General features: G+C 48.8%; 14 protein-coding genes. 2 read left to right on the plus strand and 12 right to left on the minus strand.

Features of this window, described 5'->3' with window-relative positions; genetic code table 11:
- Window positions 1-203: 203 nt before the first annotated feature.
- The 7 genes from LRP49_RS05190 to LRP49_RS05220 all read right to left on the minus strand — a co-directional run bounded on the left by LRP49_RS05190 (window position 204) and on the right by LRP49_RS05220 (window position 9,735).
- Window positions 204-1,880 (minus strand): GMC family oxidoreductase, encoded by a 1,677-nt coding sequence (locus LRP49_RS05190; protein ID WP_274140698.1) that lies wholly within the window; start codon window positions 1,878-1,880, stop codon window positions 204-206.
- Between the two features lie 287 nt (window positions 1,881-2,167).
- Window positions 2,168-3,088 (minus strand): LysR substrate-binding domain-containing protein, encoded by a 921-nt coding sequence (locus tag LRP49_RS05195; RefSeq protein WP_274140699.1) that lies wholly within the window; start codon window positions 3,086-3,088, stop codon window positions 2,168-2,170.
- Between the two features lie 83 nt (window positions 3,089-3,171).
- Window positions 3,172-4,641 carry a TRAP transporter large permease gene (locus LRP49_RS05200; RefSeq protein ID WP_274140700.1) on the minus strand — a complete coding sequence of 490 codons (1,470 nt, stop codon included), beginning with the start codon at window positions 4,639-4,641 and terminating at the stop codon, window positions 3,172-3,174.
- Window positions 4,638-5,192 carry a TRAP transporter small permease subunit gene (locus LRP49_RS05205; RefSeq protein WP_274140701.1) on the minus strand — a complete coding sequence of 185 codons (555 nt, stop codon included), beginning with the start codon at window positions 5,190-5,192 and terminating at the stop codon, window positions 4,638-4,640. Before LRP49_RS05205 ends, LRP49_RS05200 begins: the two co-directional genes overlap by 4 nt.
- Before the next feature lie 72 nt (window positions 5,193-5,264).
- On the minus strand, window positions 5,265-6,302 hold the full coding sequence (locus tag LRP49_RS05210; RefSeq protein ID WP_274140703.1) for a TRAP transporter substrate-binding protein: 1,038 nt from the start codon (window positions 6,300-6,302) through the stop codon (window positions 5,265-5,267).
- A gap of 318 nt (window positions 6,303-6,620) precedes the next feature.
- On the minus strand, window positions 6,621-8,075 hold the full coding sequence (locus LRP49_RS05215; RefSeq protein ID WP_274140704.1) for an NAD-dependent succinate-semialdehyde dehydrogenase: 1,455 nt from the start codon (window positions 8,073-8,075) through the stop codon (window positions 6,621-6,623).
- Window positions 8,076-8,241: 166 nt separating this feature from the next.
- Entirely contained in the window at window positions 8,242-9,735 is a 1,494-nt protein-coding gene (locus LRP49_RS05220; protein ID WP_274140705.1) for a carboxypeptidase M32, read from the minus strand.
- 183 nt (window positions 9,736-9,918) lie between these two features.
- Here LRP49_RS05220 and LRP49_RS05225 point away from each other — a divergent pair, with 183 nt between their 5' ends.
- Window positions 9,919-10,482 (plus strand): gamma-glutamylcyclotransferase family protein, encoded by a 564-nt coding sequence (locus LRP49_RS05225; RefSeq protein ID WP_274140707.1) that lies wholly within the window; start codon window positions 9,919-9,921, stop codon window positions 10,480-10,482.
- A gap of 77 nt (window positions 10,483-10,559) precedes the next feature.
- Here LRP49_RS05225 and LRP49_RS05230 read toward each other — a convergent pair whose 3' ends face one another.
- Together LRP49_RS05230 and LRP49_RS05235 are read right to left on the minus strand one after the other, a co-directional pair.
- The gene (locus tag LRP49_RS05230) at window positions 10,560-11,534 is read right to left on the minus strand and encodes an OmpA family protein (protein ID WP_274140709.1); all 975 of its coding nucleotides are present in this window, start codon (window positions 11,532-11,534) and stop codon (window positions 10,560-10,562) included.
- A gap of 296 nt (window positions 11,535-11,830) precedes the next feature.
- Window positions 11,831-12,520, minus strand: coding sequence for a DUF2786 domain-containing protein (locus LRP49_RS05235; RefSeq protein ID WP_274140711.1), 690 nt, complete (start codon window positions 12,518-12,520; stop codon window positions 11,831-11,833).
- A 199-nt stretch (window positions 12,521-12,719) separates the two neighbouring features.
- Here LRP49_RS05235 and LRP49_RS05240 point away from each other — a divergent pair, with 199 nt between their 5' ends.
- Entirely contained in the window at window positions 12,720-13,634 is a 915-nt protein-coding gene (locus LRP49_RS05240) for a DMT family transporter (protein ID WP_274140712.1), read from the plus strand.
- A 47-nt stretch (window positions 13,635-13,681) separates the two neighbouring features.
- Here the strand turns inward: LRP49_RS05240 and LRP49_RS05245 are convergent, their stop codons facing one another.
- Genes LRP49_RS05245 through LRP49_RS05255 form a run of 3 tightly spaced genes read right to left on the minus strand, consistent with a single transcriptional unit; the run spans window position 13,682 to window position 16,307 of the window.
- The gene (locus LRP49_RS05245) at window positions 13,682-14,638 is read right to left on the minus strand and encodes a substrate-binding domain-containing protein (protein ID WP_274140713.1); all 957 of its coding nucleotides are present in this window, start codon (window positions 14,636-14,638) and stop codon (window positions 13,682-13,684) included.
- Between the two features lie 58 nt (window positions 14,639-14,696).
- Window positions 14,697-15,323, minus strand: a complete 627-nt coding sequence (locus LRP49_RS05250) for a bifunctional 4-hydroxy-2-oxoglutarate aldolase/2-dehydro-3-deoxy-phosphogluconate aldolase (RefSeq protein ID WP_274140715.1) — start codon at window positions 15,321-15,323, stop codon at window positions 14,697-14,699.
- A gap of 9 nt (window positions 15,324-15,332) precedes the next feature.
- Window positions 15,333-16,307, minus strand: a complete 975-nt coding sequence (locus LRP49_RS05255) for a sugar kinase (RefSeq protein ID WP_274140717.1) — start codon at window positions 16,305-16,307, stop codon at window positions 15,333-15,335.

Here is a 16,307-nt window from a genome sequence, read left to right on the forward strand (position 1 = left end):
CGTTGAACGGGTTTTGTTGTCGAAGGAAAAAGCGTGCTTGTGAACCGAGAATTCGGCGTATGGAGAAAGCCAAATGGGGTATTGAAGGCGTGGCGGGGGGCTTAGTGCTTGGCGTCGCACTATACCCCCCGGCACATAATGTGCGTTGCTGTTTGTGTTTATCGTTTACAACGACCGAGAAACGTAAAAGTTATCGCGAACGATCAACAGTCACTTGTTTCCGTTTCTTCGGTTTTCGAGATGGTTTCAGCTGTCGTGAGAGGGGGTAGCCCTCGAATCATGTCTGAGGCTTTCTCTGCGATCATCATTGTTGCCGCGTTGGTATTTGCCGAAGGCATGGTTGGCATGATGGAAGCGTCGACAACGCGCAGCCCCTCTAGCCCATGGACGCGCAGTTCTGCGTCTACGACGGCATCGGGATCGGATTTCGGCCCCATCCGAGCGGTCCCTATGAGGTGATATACCGTCGTACCATTCTTGCGTGCAAAATCCAATAATTCCTCGTCTGTCTGCACCTCTTCGCCCGGCGCCGTTTCATGGTCAAAGTAGGGTGTCAGCGCAGATGTTTGCATGAGTCGGCGGGCAAGGCGCATTCCAGCCAGCAACACTTGCTGGTCCCTTTCGTCAGACAAATAATTGGGCTGCACAATGGGCGTTTCAAAGGGGTTTGCAGAGCGTGCTCGAACATAACCTGTGCTTTCTGGCCGTTCCTGCCACACTCCCGTAGTCATGCCGGGCTTTTTATCGAGCAGACCCACCACACCTTCACGGAAACTGGCTGGTGAGAACACAAACTGCAGGTCGGGTTTGTCCATCGCCTCGTCGGATTTCCAAAAAACATGGGCGAGGGAAGGACTGACTGCCAATAAACTGGGTTTGCGAAGCAACCAACGACCAATTTCCAGCAGTAACCGGGGGCCCTGAGCCATATTGTTTATTGTGCGGATGCCTTTGACTCGTGACACCATGCGAACACCATAATGATCACGCAAATTATTGCCCACCCCCGGTAGATGATGGACCACTGGAACACCGATTTCATCGAGTAATTGCGTGTCACCGACACCGGATATTTGTAATAACTTCGCGGTGTTAATGGTTCCTGCAGACACAATAACTTCGTGACGAGCAAAGACTTCTTGCGCCTTACCAGAGGAGCCACCTTTCATGTAGCTAACGCCAACCGCACGTTTACCTTCGAAGAGAATCGCAGTCGCGTGGGCGTGGGTGCGCACATCAACACCTGGCCGTTTTTTTGCTGTTCCCAAAAAAGCGCGAGCCGATGAAATACGAAAGCCGTTTTTGATGCAGCGTTGGTAATAACCGGCGCCGTCTTGGCGTTCGCCGTTGTAGTCAGAATTTACTGGAATGCCAAGTTCCTGCGTGCCTTTTATGAACGCTTCTGACACGGGGTGATGCCAATCAAGCTCAGTGATTGGCATTTCTCCCTCAAGCCCGCGATATCGTTTGTCAGCCTTGCCGATTTTGTGTTCTGAACGGCGAAAGTAGGGAAGGACTTCGTTATAGCTCCACCCCGGATTTCCCCGCTCTGCCCAATGGTCAAAGTCTGCACGTTGCCCTCGGTTATGATTGAGCCCGTTAATGGAACTTGAGCCTCCTAGCACGCGCCCCTGCGGAAGAGAAAATCGACGCCCTGCAGTACCTTCACTGGCTTCCGCTTCAAAACCCCAGGTCAGAGTTTTCGAGTAGACGTTCTTTATGTAGCCCGCAGGAATGTGGATGAGTGGATTGATATCGCTAGGTCCGGCTTCAAGGAGGCACACGGTTGAACCGTCCTCGCTAAGTCGGTTGGTGAGAAGTGCTCCAGCTGTTCCACCGCCAATGATGACGTAATCAAAGATCTCTTTAACGAGGGGCATATTCGGTCTACCTACCTGTATGAGTGAATATAGCGAACGTATTTGATTTTTAATTAAGAATTGCAAACTTTTCTTCTCTTCACCACTTCCCAATAAAGAGGGTGGACATATCGGATCGCGATCGCAGCTTGATTGCTGTGATGGATGGGATTTCGATTTGCGTGAAGATGTAGACGAGCGTGGGTATTAAGCCTCTGCGTTGTTGGGTTACAACACAGAGAGCCTAAGGGCGTGGAGCGATAACATGGTGTGGTCGGCTATTCTCTTACTGCGGCTTGGCCGGCGTCCTATGAGGATTCTGGTGCAAGGCACTCAATCAGGGTTCGAGCGACTACGGGCAGAGACTTGTAGTCCCTGAAACCCAGTATCAGAGAACGCTTTGCCCATGGTTCGTCGAGCTTAACGGCAGTAAAGGTTCCCATTTCGAGGAAGGGGATAACAGCACCTTCAGGTAATACTGCCAACCCTAAACCTGCCTCGACCATACGTCTAATACCATCAAAACTCAGCACCCTCACGCGAAACTTCAGTGGATCTTCAAGTGAGGAGGCTTCCCTCATGAGTTGATTTTGTAGTGAACTACCATCTTGCAGGCCAACCTGATTGTAGGCCGCAATGTCGGCGAGCTTTAACGTTTCGTGTTCTTCCAAAGGGTGTCCAGTGGGCAGAATGACCATGAGAGTATCGTGGCGGTAGACACGCGTTTCCAGATCGCCACTGTCGGTATGACCGGAAAATATGCCTAAGTCGGTAAGGCCTTCGCGAACGCCATCGACGATGATACGACTCGTTTCCTCACGTAACTCTATGCCAACTTCAGGAAAGCGTTCCACATAGCGAGAGATATCCTCGGGTAAAAACTGGGTAATACTCGATGTGTTGGCCCACAGTCGTACTTGCCCGCGCATGCCGTGGGTAAACTCGCTCAGTTCTGCGTCCATATCCTCCAAAAGCAGAAGAACGCGTTTTGCGTGCCGCAACATGGCTTTGCCAGCTTGTGTGGGTTCGACACCACCACGTAACCGATACAGCAGATTAACGCCCACGCGAGCTTCAAGGTCCGAAATCCGTTTGCTGATCGCTGACGCCGCGATGTGATTTATCCGCGACGCCTCGGCGATATTCCCTTGCTCAGCCACGGAAACGAACAAGCGCAACGTGGTTATGTCAAAATTTGCTGCTGAGGATCTCGTGCCGACAATTGCCACGTTAAGTCTCCGGTCTAAAGGTGTCGATTCTCTATCCATAATAGCAACGTACCTCAAATGAAAAGTGAAATAGAATCGGAACCTTAGTCCTGAAGGACCCTCGGCAACCAGAGCGCAATATCTGGGTAGGTAATCACGAGCACCAGACCGATGAGCTGTAACAACACGAAAGGAATGATCCCGCGATACACTTCGCTGATCTGAACAGAAGGCGGGGCTACCGCTTTCAAATAGAACAGTGCAAAGCCGAAGGGCGGGGTTAAAAACGAGGTTTGAAGGTTCATGGCAAGCAATATTGCAAACCAATAGGTCACCTCGATTTGCGCCACGTGATCGCCGAAATCAAGCTGCGCAATGATGGGGGCAAACACTGGCAGTACGATCAGGGTGATCTCAAGCCAATCGAAGAAGAAGCCGAGGACGAACACGAGTCCCATAATCAGGAACAGGAAGCCCCAAGGCCCAAGACCAAGAGAATGAACCAGTTCAATGACAATATCGTCGCCCCCGAGTGCTCGGAATACGTAGCTGAAAAACGTTGCGCCAATAAAAATACCGAAGATCATGGCGTTTGTTAGCATTGCGCGTTCCACAACCTCAGTGAGGACGCTATAAAAGTGATGCAGCTCTTTTATAAAGCCACCACCAACGGCGCGATCACCCATACCATCGTCAACATTTGGATTAAGGCCTGCGACTTCGTCGACACCTAATGTGGGCAGAATAACAAGGTTGAATAAACCAAGCAGAATGGCCCCCATCGCCCCAACACCGGCTGCTTCAGTCGGGGTCGCCAGACCACCAAGGATGGAACCGAGAACCATGGAGATTAGAAGAATGGGGGGTACGAAGCTACGCGCGACCATGACGAGGAGTGCGCTTAAGTTCTGCGGTCCGGCATCATCATCCATCTTGGGAGCTAAAGTGGGGTTTATCGTGCAGCGGATTAAAATATACGCGATATAAAGTCCAGCCAGCAAAAGGCCGGGGAATACGGCGGCCATAAAGAGATCGCCAACTGACCGCGAGAGCAGATCCGCCATGATGACCAACATGATTGACGGTGGGATTAAAATCCCGAGCGTGCCTGATGCAGCAATGGTTCCTGTTGCGAGCTCATGACTGTATTTGCGTTCGATCATGACGGGTAGCGCGAGCAGCGTCATCATTATCACCGATGCGCCGATGATGCCTGTCGTGGCAGCAAGGATGGTGCCCATGAGCGTCACGCCAAGTGCCAGACCACCAGGTACACGGCGCAGTAACACTTGGAGACAATTCAATAGGTCGCGGGCTACGCCAGATTTTTCTAGCATCGTTCCCATGAAAATGAACATGGGAATTGCCGTAAGGATGGCGTTCTCGAAGATACTGCCAAATATCCGCGAGGGCAGTACATTGAATTGGATGGGTAAGAACTCGCCAAGCCAGATACCTATTCCTGCAAAGCCAAGACCAACACCGGCAAGAACAAACGTGACCGGTAAGCCTGTGAATAGCAGCAGACCAAGCACAGCAAACATTAATAATGGAAGCGCTTCAATCAAGGTCATAATTCTTCTCCACTTACTTCTTCCATGGGGAGGTCACCGCGAAGCGCTGCGATGATCTTAATGAACTTAGAAATGCCGGCAAAAAAGATGAGTACAAAGAGAACAACCAGCCCGCCTTTCAGAATCCAAAGATCAGAAAGTCCATTTTGTGACTTTGAAATTTCGCCGGAAAGAAACGATTTAACGGTGTAAGGCCAAGCCAGCCAGAGGCCTAATAGCGAGTAAGGAATAACTGCGGTGATCAGGCCGAACAGTTCGATCCAGAGCTTGGTCCTTCCAGAAAATTTGGGCCGAAAGAGGTCGACGCGAACGTGAGCGTCTTTGAGATAGGCGTAACCAATTGAACACGCGATGAGAAAGCTGTGGAGCCAGTATTCCGATTCCTGGATCATCGTGGAGTTCAGACCGGCAGGCTTGGGGACGCCAAAGTAGCGCGTGATCACATCATAACAAACAGCGATAACCAACATCACGCCAAGCCAACCGCCAAACATAGCGATAAACCTCATGGCACGGTCGATCATGTCAGAAAAACTAATAAAAAATCGCAAGGTATCCCTCCAGCGTTTTTATCGAACTAAAGGCCGTCTTAAAGGCGGCCTTCCTTGTTTTCTAATAAATGACTAGAGGTAACCGAGGTTCTTCCAGGTTGCGTATTGCTCTCGGAATTGTTCGAGGTTGTTCCAAACACTTTCGAACTCAGGATTAGCGGCTTTTTCTTCTGCCAAAACTGCGACCCAACCGTTTCTGATTGCATCAAGCATCTCGTCATTCCAACGGTGTGTAATGACGCCTTTTTCCTTCATTGCGGCCAGGGCAGGAGCCTGAATAGCTTCACCTTCGGCATACTGAGTGGCAATGTTAGAGCGACACGTGGTTTCGATGATCGCCCGCTGCCTTTCGGTCAAGCTGTCCCACTTCTTTTTGTTAACCAGCAGTTCTTGAATCGTTGATTGTTGGTGCCAGCCCGGGAAGTAGTTATGTTTGGCTGCATTGTAGAAGCCGAGGTTAAGGTCAATGGCAGGCATGGAGAATTCGGTCGCATCAATGGTGCCGCGCTCAAGAGCGGGGAAGATATCTCCGCCGGCTAACAATTGCGTATCGACACCAAGCTTTTGCATGACCTTCGCGCCGATGCCGTAGAATCGCATTTTCAGGCCTTTAAGATCCTCTGGGCTGTTGATTTCCTTTTTGAACCAACCGGAGGTTTCTGGGGAGTGGATGCCACAGGTGATACTTTGGATACCGTATCTATTGTAGATTTCGTTCTTTAGCTTATCGCCATCGCCGTACCACATCCACGCGAGGTACTCACCTGCTTGTGGACCGAAAGGCACAGTGGCAAAAATATTCAATGCAGAATTTTTCGAACCCCAATAACCGGAGGTAGACCAACCCGCATCAACAGAACCGTTAGACACGGCATCGAAAATTTCCAGTGCAGGAACAAGGGCTCCAGGCTCAAAAAATTTAATCTTTACTTCACCACCAGATATCAGATTGACGGTATCTGCGACACGTACACCTGCTGTACCAAGTTGGGTCAGAGAACCAGGGTACACCGAAGGCATGTTTAATTTCACGGGATCAGCCGATGCTACCGGGGTAAGGAGAGCCGATAGTATTGCAGATACTGTTGCTAATTTTTGAATACTCTTCATGAAAACGTCCCTATTGACTTTTAAGAAGGTTGATAGATGAGCTTGTGTCATCTGCATTTAGTTATACGCCAATTCTCGGCACTTCCGCACAAGCCATCCGGAATGGCGGGCATCGTGTTTCGTGATGGGTGATAAATAGGGGGGATCAGAAGGCAGTGATGAGCCTATTCGGTATATGAAAGGCGTAAGAACGACGGTTTCGTCGGGGGAAATTGGTCCGGTTTTCGCGCTCAGTGACGGGAACAAAAAGGGGAGGGGGTGCACTTATACGCCCACATTCTAGCAACACGAATGCAGGCATATTTAGTAATCAGGCGATCAATCTACATCGCCGAGACAGATATATTTCAGGTCTGAAAAGTCATCAAGGCCATAACGGGATCCTTCGCGCCCGAAACCAGACTGCTTAACACCGCCGAAAGGGCCCACTTCGTTTGAGAACATGCCGGTATTTACGCCAACAATGCCCACCTCCAGTGCTTCGGCAACACGCCACACTCTTGACGTGTCTCGACTAAAGAAATACCCGGCAAGCCCTGTTTCTACGGCGTTAGCTCTCTCTATTACGTCTTTTTCCGATTCAAAGCGAAACAAGGTGACAACTGGTCCGAAAATTTCCTCACTCGCGACGTCCATATCCGGCCCCACATCTGCCAGTACGGTAGGTTCATAAAAGCCGCCGCCAAGCGCATGTCTTTTGCCACCTGCCATCAAGCGCGCCCCTTTACCGAGAGCGTCTTTAACCAACGCAGAGACTTTCTCGACACCCGCATTGTCAATCAAAGGGCCGATTGAGACACCTAGGTCAAGACCATTACCAACCTTCATCTCGCGCACTTTTTCAGTTACTCGGCGAGCAAATTCTTCATAGACCGAACCATGAACAAAAACGCGGTTAGCACAAACGCAGGTTTGGCCTGCATTCCGGAATTTGGAGAGCATTAAGGCGTCGACAGCCTTTTCGACATCTGCATCTTCAAACACGATGAACGGTGCGTTTCCGCCCAATTCAAGTGACAAGCACTTTACCGTAGGCGCTGATTGCTGCATTAGCAGGCGTCCAATCGGTGTCGAGCCTGTGAAGGTGATTTTACGAACCGTTTCATTGGCAGTCAGCTCCGCGCCGATTGGCCTTGCATCACCAGTCACTACATTAAACACACCTGCCGGAACGCCTGCCCGTTCAGCCAGTTCTGCAAGAGCCAGCGCGGAGAGGGGAGTTTGGCTAGCAGGCCGAAGGACAACGGTGCATCCAGCAGCCAGAGCTGGAGCTACCTTTCTTGTTACCAGCGTGCAGGGGAAGTTCCACGCTATGATTGCGCCACACACACCCACGGGTTGGCGTATCGCAAACAAACGCTGGTCTCCCTTGGTCTGCGGGATCACATCACCATAATGTCGACGCGCCTCTTCAGCAAACCAGTCGAGAAAGGAAGCGGCGTAAAGTACCTCTCCATGGGCCTCGGCGAGTGGCTTTCCGTTTTCTAGTGTGATGATCATGGCGAGATCATCGATATGTTCCATGACAAGGTCATACCAACGGCGCAAAATCAAACCACGCTCTTTTCCTGTTTTCGCCTTCCAACCTGACCACGCAGATTCAGCGGCCGAAATCGCATTAGCGGTCTCTGCGCTACCTAAATTGGGAATAGTGCCAAGCTTCTCGCCCGTCGCAGGGTTTGTTACTTCAATAACACTTTGCGCGCCTGCATCAGTCCAGTTGCCATTGATATAGGCTTGTTGGCGGTAAAGCCGTGGGTCGCTAAGCTGCATAAACAATCCTTTGATGAATCCGCCTTATACTCCTTGGCGAATAAGTTGAGTGATTATGCAGTTAGGATAGTTCGCCCCAGTTCTGTAGGCCACTATTGGTTCGGAATGCCCCCCATCGTGAAACTGAGAGGCTAGAAGCACAGCCATTGGCTGCGCTGGTGGGAAGTTAACTATTCAAATAGCGCGAAATCAAATGCTGCTTAAAGTACTCAGGATTCAGCGGTTCACCCGTCGCTTGAATCACTAATTCCTCAGTAGACAGCGTAGAGCCTTTGGACCAGATGTTCTTTTCAAGCCAAGCACTGATTGGCTTGATGTCTAGATTGCGAATGCAGGCATCAACATCAACGTCTTTACGCATGGCATGCATAAACTGCGCGGCATACATGGCACCTAGTGTGTAACTAGGAAAGTAGCCGAAACTTCCGTCGGTCCAGTGGATATCCTGCATACAACCGTTGGTGAAATTCCCCTCTGTATCAATACCCAAATATTCCTGCATTTTTTGGTTCCAGAGCGCAGGGATATCATCGACTTCTATAGTGCCTTCAATCAGGCCTCGCTCGATTTCGTAGCGAAGAATAATGTGCGCAGGGTAGGTGACTTCGTCGGCGTCAACGCGGATATAGCCAGGCTGAACGCGTTTGTAGAGTGTGTTCATGTTAGCAAGCGAAAACGCGGGGTCGGCTTGTCGTTCAAATGTTTCGGCTGCCATTTTGGCGATGTGCGCGACAAATTCCGGTGAACGTGCGATCTGCATTTCGAAAAACAAACTCTGGCTTTCATGAATGCCCATAGAACGCGCTTCCGCTGACGGAAGTCCTGATAGGTGCTTGGGTAGCCCTTGTTCGTATCGCGCGTGACCCGTTTCGTGAATAACCCCCATAATTGCGGAGGTAAAATCCTCTTCGTCATAGCGAGTGGTAATACGTACGTCTTCAGGAACACCGCCACAGAACGGGTGAACGCTGACATCAAGGCGGCCATGATTAAAATCGAAATCGAGCAATGACATAAGTTGCTGACCTAGGTTGGCTTGCTTCTCGGTAGAAAACGGACCTTCCGGTGAGATAAGTGCCACTGTCTTTTGTTTTTCGATGATCTGTTGGGTAAGCGCAGGTAACCATGATTTTAAATCGGCAAATAAAGCATCGATTTTTTCTGTTGTCATGCCAGGCTCATAAAGGTCCAGCATGGCATTGTATGGCGTTAAACCGGTGTGCGCAGCACGTTTTTTAGCTTCTTCGCGAGAAAGCGTAACTACACTTTTTAGGTTTGTGGCAAAGCCTTCCCAGTCGTTGTTTTGGCGTTGTTTACGCCATTGGTGTTCACACTTAGATCCCGCTTGTGATTTTGCTTCTACCAGATCTGACGGCAAAACCGTTGCATGTGCCCACTGGCGTTTGATTTCTCGCACGTTGATCTTCTGTTCGTCAGTCAGCGTGTCGATGTGTTCGTCAATGGCGTTAATCCATTCACCGACTTCAGGGGCAACCAATGTTTCATGGCATAGAACCGCTAAATCGCTCATGGCGTTGGCACGTGCGTCGTTGCCGCCGTCTGGCATCATGGTGGCTTGGTCCCAGCCACAAATGGCGGTTAAGTGATGGTAGCTAGCGAGCTTTTTGAATTGTTTTTCTAGTTGAAGGTAGGCGTCCACGTAACATCCTTAACGTTCAGTGACAGAAGGGGAGCACTGAAAAGTGGTAGAAAGTGTTTATCTAACAAGTCTATCAGCAGAGAGAGTTAGGTAAAAGAAAAGGGCATTGCCGAGAGATTCTATTGACACTGGCACGTGAAAAACGAATATTCTTAAAGGAGTGAAGTAACGTATAAGGGCAGTATGTACATTTTCGGTTATGGAAGTCTGATCAATGAAGACTCTCGTCAATTAACAGGCGATACAGGCGAAGCGATACCCGCCACGGTGTCAGGGTTAGAGCGACATTGGGGGAAGACAGGGTCGCCAGTGATGTCTCACCTCGTCGTAAAAGAAGGGCTCGGGCAATGTAACGGTGTGTTGATCCACGTTGATGATGATTTGCTTGAGGTCTTTGATATACGTGAAGCGGGTTATCAGCGTGTTGAACTTGACGCAGAAAAAGTCAAAACACTCGACGAAACCATTGAGCTTGATGGCCCTGTGTTTGTCTATGTGACGGATGATGTCGTGTCACCGTGCTACGTTCAGCCAATTGCCCAAAGCTATGTAGATACCGTGCTAGCGGGATGTTTACGCTACTCTGCTGAGTTTGCTCAGTCTTTTATTCAATCGACGTACGGGTGGGATTACCCAAGGGTTAACGACAGAGACAACCCGGTATATCAACGCGTGGCTGGTGTGAGAGAAAATGATCGTGCACAAATCGATCAGCTGTTAAATAGCATGCCACCATGGATGGATTAAGCTTGATTTTACGTTCTTCGAACGATTAAAAAAGCCACGCAATTGCGTGGCTTTTCACTTCTAGCTTTTGAGTTGAATTACTCTTCGTAAACAAACTCTGGTGAATCGATTTCAACGCGGCGGTTTTTCGCGCGACCTTGTTCTGTGTCATTTGATGCAACAGGATCTTTTTCACCCATGCCGACAACACTCAAACGATCAGCACTAACGCCATTGTCTGTGAAGTAGTTTGCGACAGTTTGTGCACGCTGCTCAGACAGTGTTTGGTTAAATGCTTCTGAGCCTACGCTGTCGGTGTGGCCAATGATAATCGCCGTTGACTGTGGGAAGTCTTGCAAGCGCTTGAGCATCGGGTCTAACTGGCTTGCGGCACCCGCAGACAGTGAAGATTTACCGAAGGCGAACAGTTCCACTTCATCAGCCTCAGAGAACACATAGCGTTTTGGTTCCACGACTTCTTCAACGACGACCACTTCTTCAACAACGACGTACTCAGGCTCTGAGTGACGACCGAAGTGGAACGTAATACCCGCTGAAATGAAGTGGTGGTCAGCGTCCATGTAACCTTCATCCATTTTCGGAATGTATTGGTATTCCAAGCGAACGTTTACAAGGTCATTTGCACGGTGGTCAACACCCAACGCTGTCAGCAAAGAGAGATCATCTTCGCTGCCTGCGTTGCTATCCCAATCCCACCACGCGACACCAATTTTACCGTAGATGTCGGTAGCGTCGGTGATGCCGATATTGAGCTTTGGTGCCAGAGTCAGAGCGGTAAGATCACCACTACGCTTCGTGCCGACTGAGTTGTAAAAGGTTTCAAAGTTGCCAAGGTAGTCATAGGTTGATTCAATCGAAAAACCATTGGCAAAGTCATAACCTGCAATCAGGCCTACACCCACTTCTTGGTCATCACAACTGCCAGCTTGACACGCATCTTCTAGTGTTGATGAGCCGAAACGCCCACCAAGATAAAAGTTTGAATCATCTTGGGCATACGCGAAAGGCGAGAGTGCCATCATGATTGCTAGGCTAGTCACTGCTTTTTTCATTTTACTTTTCTCCATTCCTTCTAGAGAGGGTTTTGAACTAATGACTCAATTGCTTGGCCGCAAGTCACGGTTCAAAAGTTTGCTAAACGCAAATCTTCTCAATCACCAACGGACTGGTGATTTAATAAGCTAGGCTAGGTGTGGCTAGCTTGCAATACAAGTGCAAGCACGGAAAATCAGGCTTTTTTAATGCAACACTGTTCGAAAAAGCGAGAGATTCAAGAAGAGCTAATGTGAAAATTTGTGGCAGTAAGTGCGGGCTGAAAGAGTAAGAATGTGGGGAAATAAAAAAGCGCCTATGCGAGGCGCTTTACTGCTCTTGCTCCACCGACGGGACGACTGACAGAAATTTGTTTTCCTTTTTTCATGCCTTTTTCATAATCGTCGGTGATGGCCTTCATCGCTTCTTTTAGTTGTTGTTTGAAGGTTTCACGATCGATGTTTTTGAATTGGCTGTCAATGTAGTCTTTGATTTTGTCATCTGAATCATCGGTTGGCGCAATCTTAGGTAATTTCGCTAACGCACCTTCTAACCAACCCATGGTGAATGAAGAGACGCGTCGTGTCAGCTCCATCTGGGATGTGCCTGAGCCTTGGAAACTGTTGCGGAATTGACCAATGTGTTCGTTCATCTCGCGATAAACAATATCAAACGCAAATGCGGCAAAAATGGCACGATCAGCATCACCAATGAATTCTGCTTTCTTTAACCCTTTATGGTTGGTCAATACGCACTCAACACCAAAACGCGTGTTGATACCGCGGATGATCTTCAGTACTGCATCACTGATAGAGGTTGGCAGCAAGGTTTCTGAGGTGGTTTTCCCCATACTGATGAAGTCGATATCATCTTGATCAAGGCCATATTTTCGCATCAAGCTCTGCGCCATTTTGATGGCTTGAGCAGCTTCATTGATGTTCGAAGAGTTACTCAGTTCAAGACATTTAGCAATTTTCTTAAGCGCTTTGCGTTTCGCGTCAGACATTCAATTCACCACTAAAAAACGGGAGCAGTATTTTACATTCAACTGCGCGATTTACCAAATAGACATGAGAATTTTTAAGGTGTGTAGCAAAAAAGGGACGCTAAGTCAGGTGAACTTTTTGAGAATTCAGTAACACGGTGAAAGTTAACCGGTAATCCTGCGGTCTGTATTTTCGACGATAACAAGGATGAGTGTAACCATGGCAGTAATCTCAAAAAAAGAACTAACAAATACAACGATGGCGATGCTGGCCTTGTTGTTTTTTGCTGCTAACTCTGTGCTATGCCGAATGGCGTTGGCGGAAACCAATATCGATCCTGCTTCTTTTACTAGCATTCGTCTCGTGTCGGGCGCAATCATGCTTTTTCTGCTGTCTTCAATTGATTGCTGGCGTCGAGGTGATGACGATGATGGTTGCAAGCTCACCCATCGCCCGCTTGAACACTGGCTCGCTGCTGCCATGCTTTTCTTGTATGCCGCTGCGTTTTCTTTCGCATATATGTACCTTGATACGGGCGTTGGCGCGTTAGTGTTATTCGCATTTGTACAGTTGACCATGTTTGCGTATAGCCACTACAAAGAAGGCGGAGCCAGTGGATTGGAGTACATTGGCGCACTCACGGCAATTTGTGGGTTGGGGTATTTAGTTTCACCCGGTATCCACGCGCCTGATATGTGGGGAGCGGCTCTGATGGCGATTTCTGGCATTGCATGGGGGGCTTATAGTGTTCTCGGTAAAGAAATCAAACTGCCTCAGTTAAAAGCTAACTGCATCAACTTTCGTTTAAGCCTGTTTTTTGTCGTGCCTTTTTTCTTGCTAAATATACCGATGAACGCACTTTCAGCTGATGGTGTTTGGCTTGCCATTGCATCGGGAGCCATTGCATCTGCAGTTGGTTATGCGATTTGGTATTGGGTCGTTAAGCAATTTAAAGCAACCCAAGCCGGCGTGATGCAGTTGACGGTTCCCCTGATTGCAGCGTACGCGGGGTTCTTGTTTCTTGATGAAGCGTTAACGATGCGAATGGCGATTGCCGCAACGGTAATATTGCTCGGTATTGCGGTTACGTTTGTGGCGAAAGAGCGTAAGCAGCCTGCCGCGACGAACCGATAGAGAGTCAATCTATCACCTCCGGCAAGCTTCAGTTCATGCCACAGAGGTTACCACTGGGTAAACGACGCGGCATTTTCAGTGGTCATCAACTTGGTTGGGATCAGAATATTTAGGTTTTCGGGTGTGTGTCCGTTAAGTAACTGTTTCGCTAGACCGACGGCTTCTCGACTCATTGTATCGGGAAACTGTGTGGCAGTACCTAGCCATGCGCTTCTTTTCTCAAGCAACGCGTCACGAGCAGCAGGGCTGCCGTCTACTGACATGATCAATGCACTGGATCCTGCCTGTGATATGGCCTGTTCCGCGCCTAATGCGGTTCGATCGTTAATCGCAAATATACCATCTATGTCATCGAAAGCTTGCAGTGCGTAAGCCATGCTTTCTAACCCACCTTCAAAGCTGGCTGTTCCATTCAGACTTTTATCGATAAGCGATATGTTCGGATAGGCTGAGAGGACATCAATGCATCCTTCAACACGTTCGATGACAGAAGAAACTTGCGGCCCGTTAATAATGAGTGCGTTGCCTGTCCCTCCAAGTGCGTCCGCCAATCCAAGGCAGGCGATCGATCCTGCCTGATAATTATCTGTCGTCACCGTGGCAGAAGCATGTCTGGCTCTTACATCAATGGCAACTATAGGAGTCCCGTTTCTGGTTATTGATTTAACGGCTGGGCCAATTTTGTGTTCGTCTGATGCCACGAGGAAAATAACGTCAACATCCTCTGCGGCAAACTCTTCAAGTTGTCTGATTTGACGGGGAATATCATAGGCACTGGATCGGACGAGCAGCTTGGCATCTAAGCCAAACACGTGATGCATTTCGTCCCGAATGCTTCTCACCATGGAAATGAAATAAGGATTTGTCAGGTCAGAAACGCTGACGCCCGCTTTTATTGTTGCGAGCGCAGGGTGAGAGAAAAATGTCAATGCTAGAAAAAGAACAAGGCCTTTTGGCATGGCATTACCTGAGTTTGATGAGTTTAGTCGCTGTCTAGCTTTCATTTGGGGATATCGACACGGGTAAGGCTGAATCCAATTTGTTCGAAACAATACTGAGCACCTATCTTAGTAACTTTACAACGTCAGATGTAAGTCTTGCAATTTCATCCCAGTCTTTATTAGCAATCAGCGTTTTGTCTACCATCCAAGTGCCACCACAAGCGATCACTCTTGGCAGGTCTAAGTAATCTTGAATGTTGTTTTGCGTTATACCACCGGTTGGCATCAGTTGAATATTGCTGTAGGGCGCGAGTAATGATTTGGCCATGTTAATGCCGCCAGAGGCTTCAGCGGGGAAAAATTTTAGGGTGTTGACGCCCATTTCAATGGCGGCTTCAATCGTGCTCGGGTTATTCACGCCCGGCACTATCTCTATGTTCAGTTCTTGGCATGCTCGAACAGTATTGGGATTAAAGCCTGGAGAGACGATAAATTGTGCTCCTGCATCTTTCGCAGCAATGACTTGCTCGCGATTCAATACCGTGCCTGCACCAATGAGCATGTCAGGCCGATGTTGCCTCAATAAACGAATAGCTTCTACTGCAGCATCTGATCGAAAGGTGATCTCTGCAACGGGTAAACCGTTCTCATGAAGCACTTTTCCCAAAGGAATGATGTCTTCAGCATTATCAAGAGCAATGACAGGGATGATTTTTAACTGTCCTAATTGTTCGCTAATATTTGGCATTGTTATTCCTTAGATTGCTGCTGAGAAGGTAAGGTCTCTGGAGATGATGGCACCACGATGCTGGATGACAGTTCCCGCAAGCGCATTGCCTTGATGACACGCTTCAATAATTGTTCTGCCTGCAAGGTAAGCGGCAAGAAACCCTCCGTTAAAAGAGTCACCCGCTGAGGTGGTATCGACGACGGATTTAACCGGTTTGGTTGCGATATATTGGGGGACATCACTTGCCCAATCTTGGAATAGGCATCCATGAGCACCATGTTTGACGACAATTTTTTGGATGCCAAACGTGCTTAAACGGGCAATGGTTGCTAGCGGGGAAGCGTCTCCCCATAACGTCTGCTCATCTTTAAAGGTGACAAGCGCGAGGTCTGTGAACTCGTACATGGACCGATAGGCCTGCTTTGCGGTCAGCCCATGATCGTCAGAAGGCCACAGAGTCGGGCGGTAATTGCTATCAAATACAATTTCAACGCCAGCCTGATTTAAGCTTGCTATCAGGGCTAACATGGATTTTCTATCTTTTGCTGGAAGTATCGCGAGGCTTATTCCACTTATCATTACGACATCTACTTGTCTCAATGCTTGAGCGAGCCGCTGAAATTCTGGGTGTTGGAACAAGTACCTCGCAGCAGATTGGTTTCTCCAATACAGAAAGTTACGCTCGCCAGACTCATCCAGTTGAATCATGTAAAGACCTGGGTTGCGTTTACTGTCTCGAAGCACAAGGCGAGTGTTGATTCCTTCTCCTTGCCAACGATTTAGCATCTCATCACTGAGTACATCTTCACCAAGCGCAGTGACATAGGATACGTCGATGGACTGCTCTTGATAGCGTGCAGCCGAAACGCGGGAGAGATAGACTGCGGTATTCAGAGTATCGCCGCCAAACGTTTGCTGCATTGTGCTAAATGGCATTCCGCTAAGTTCGATCATGCATTCGCCGATGATGGCAATTTTCTTGGTTTTCTTTATCTGTGGCAT

Source organism: Enterovibrio qingdaonensis (genome assembly GCF_028683135.1).
Lineage (GTDB): Bacteria > Pseudomonadota > Gammaproteobacteria > Enterobacterales > Vibrionaceae > Enterovibrio > Enterovibrio qingdaonensis.

Excerpts from the sequence above, each read along its gene's own strand:
- LRP49_RS05190 (WP_274140698.1), bottom strand. The coding sequence starts at position 1,880 with ATGCCCCTCGTTAAAGAGATCTTTGATTACGTCATCATTGGCGGTGGA.
- LRP49_RS05200 (WP_274140700.1), bottom strand. The coding sequence starts at position 4,641 with ATGACCTTGATTGAAGCGCTTCCATTATTAATGTTTGCTGTGCTTGGT.
- LRP49_RS05210 (WP_274140703.1), bottom strand. The coding sequence starts at position 6,302 with ATGAAGAGTATTCAAAAATTAGCAACAGTATCTGCAATACTATCGGCT.
- LRP49_RS05215 (WP_274140704.1), bottom strand. The coding sequence starts at position 8,075 with ATGCAGCTTAGCGACCCACGGCTTTACCGCCAACAAGCCTATATCAAT.
- LRP49_RS05225 (WP_274140707.1), top strand. The coding sequence starts at position 9,919 with ATGTACATTTTCGGTTATGGAAGTCTGATCAATGAAGACTCTCGTCAA.
- LRP49_RS05230 (WP_274140709.1), bottom strand. The coding sequence starts at position 11,534 with ATGAAAAAAGCAGTGACTAGCCTAGCAATCATGATGGCACTCTCGCCT.
- LRP49_RS05235 (WP_274140711.1), bottom strand. The coding sequence starts at position 12,520 with ATGTCTGACGCGAAACGCAAAGCGCTTAAGAAAATTGCTAAATGTCTT.
- LRP49_RS05240 (WP_274140712.1), top strand. The coding sequence starts at position 12,720 with ATGGCAGTAATCTCAAAAAAAGAACTAACAAATACAACGATGGCGATG.
- LRP49_RS05245 (WP_274140713.1), bottom strand. The coding sequence starts at position 14,638 with ATGAAAGCTAGACAGCGACTAAACTCATCAAACTCAGGTAATGCCATG.
- LRP49_RS05250 (WP_274140715.1), bottom strand. The coding sequence starts at position 15,323 with ATGCCAAATATTAGCGAACAATTAGGACAGTTAAAAATCATCCCTGTC.
- LRP49_RS05255 (WP_274140717.1), bottom strand. The coding sequence starts at position 16,307 with ATGCCACAGATAAAGAAAACCAAGAAAATTGCCATCATCGGCGAATGC.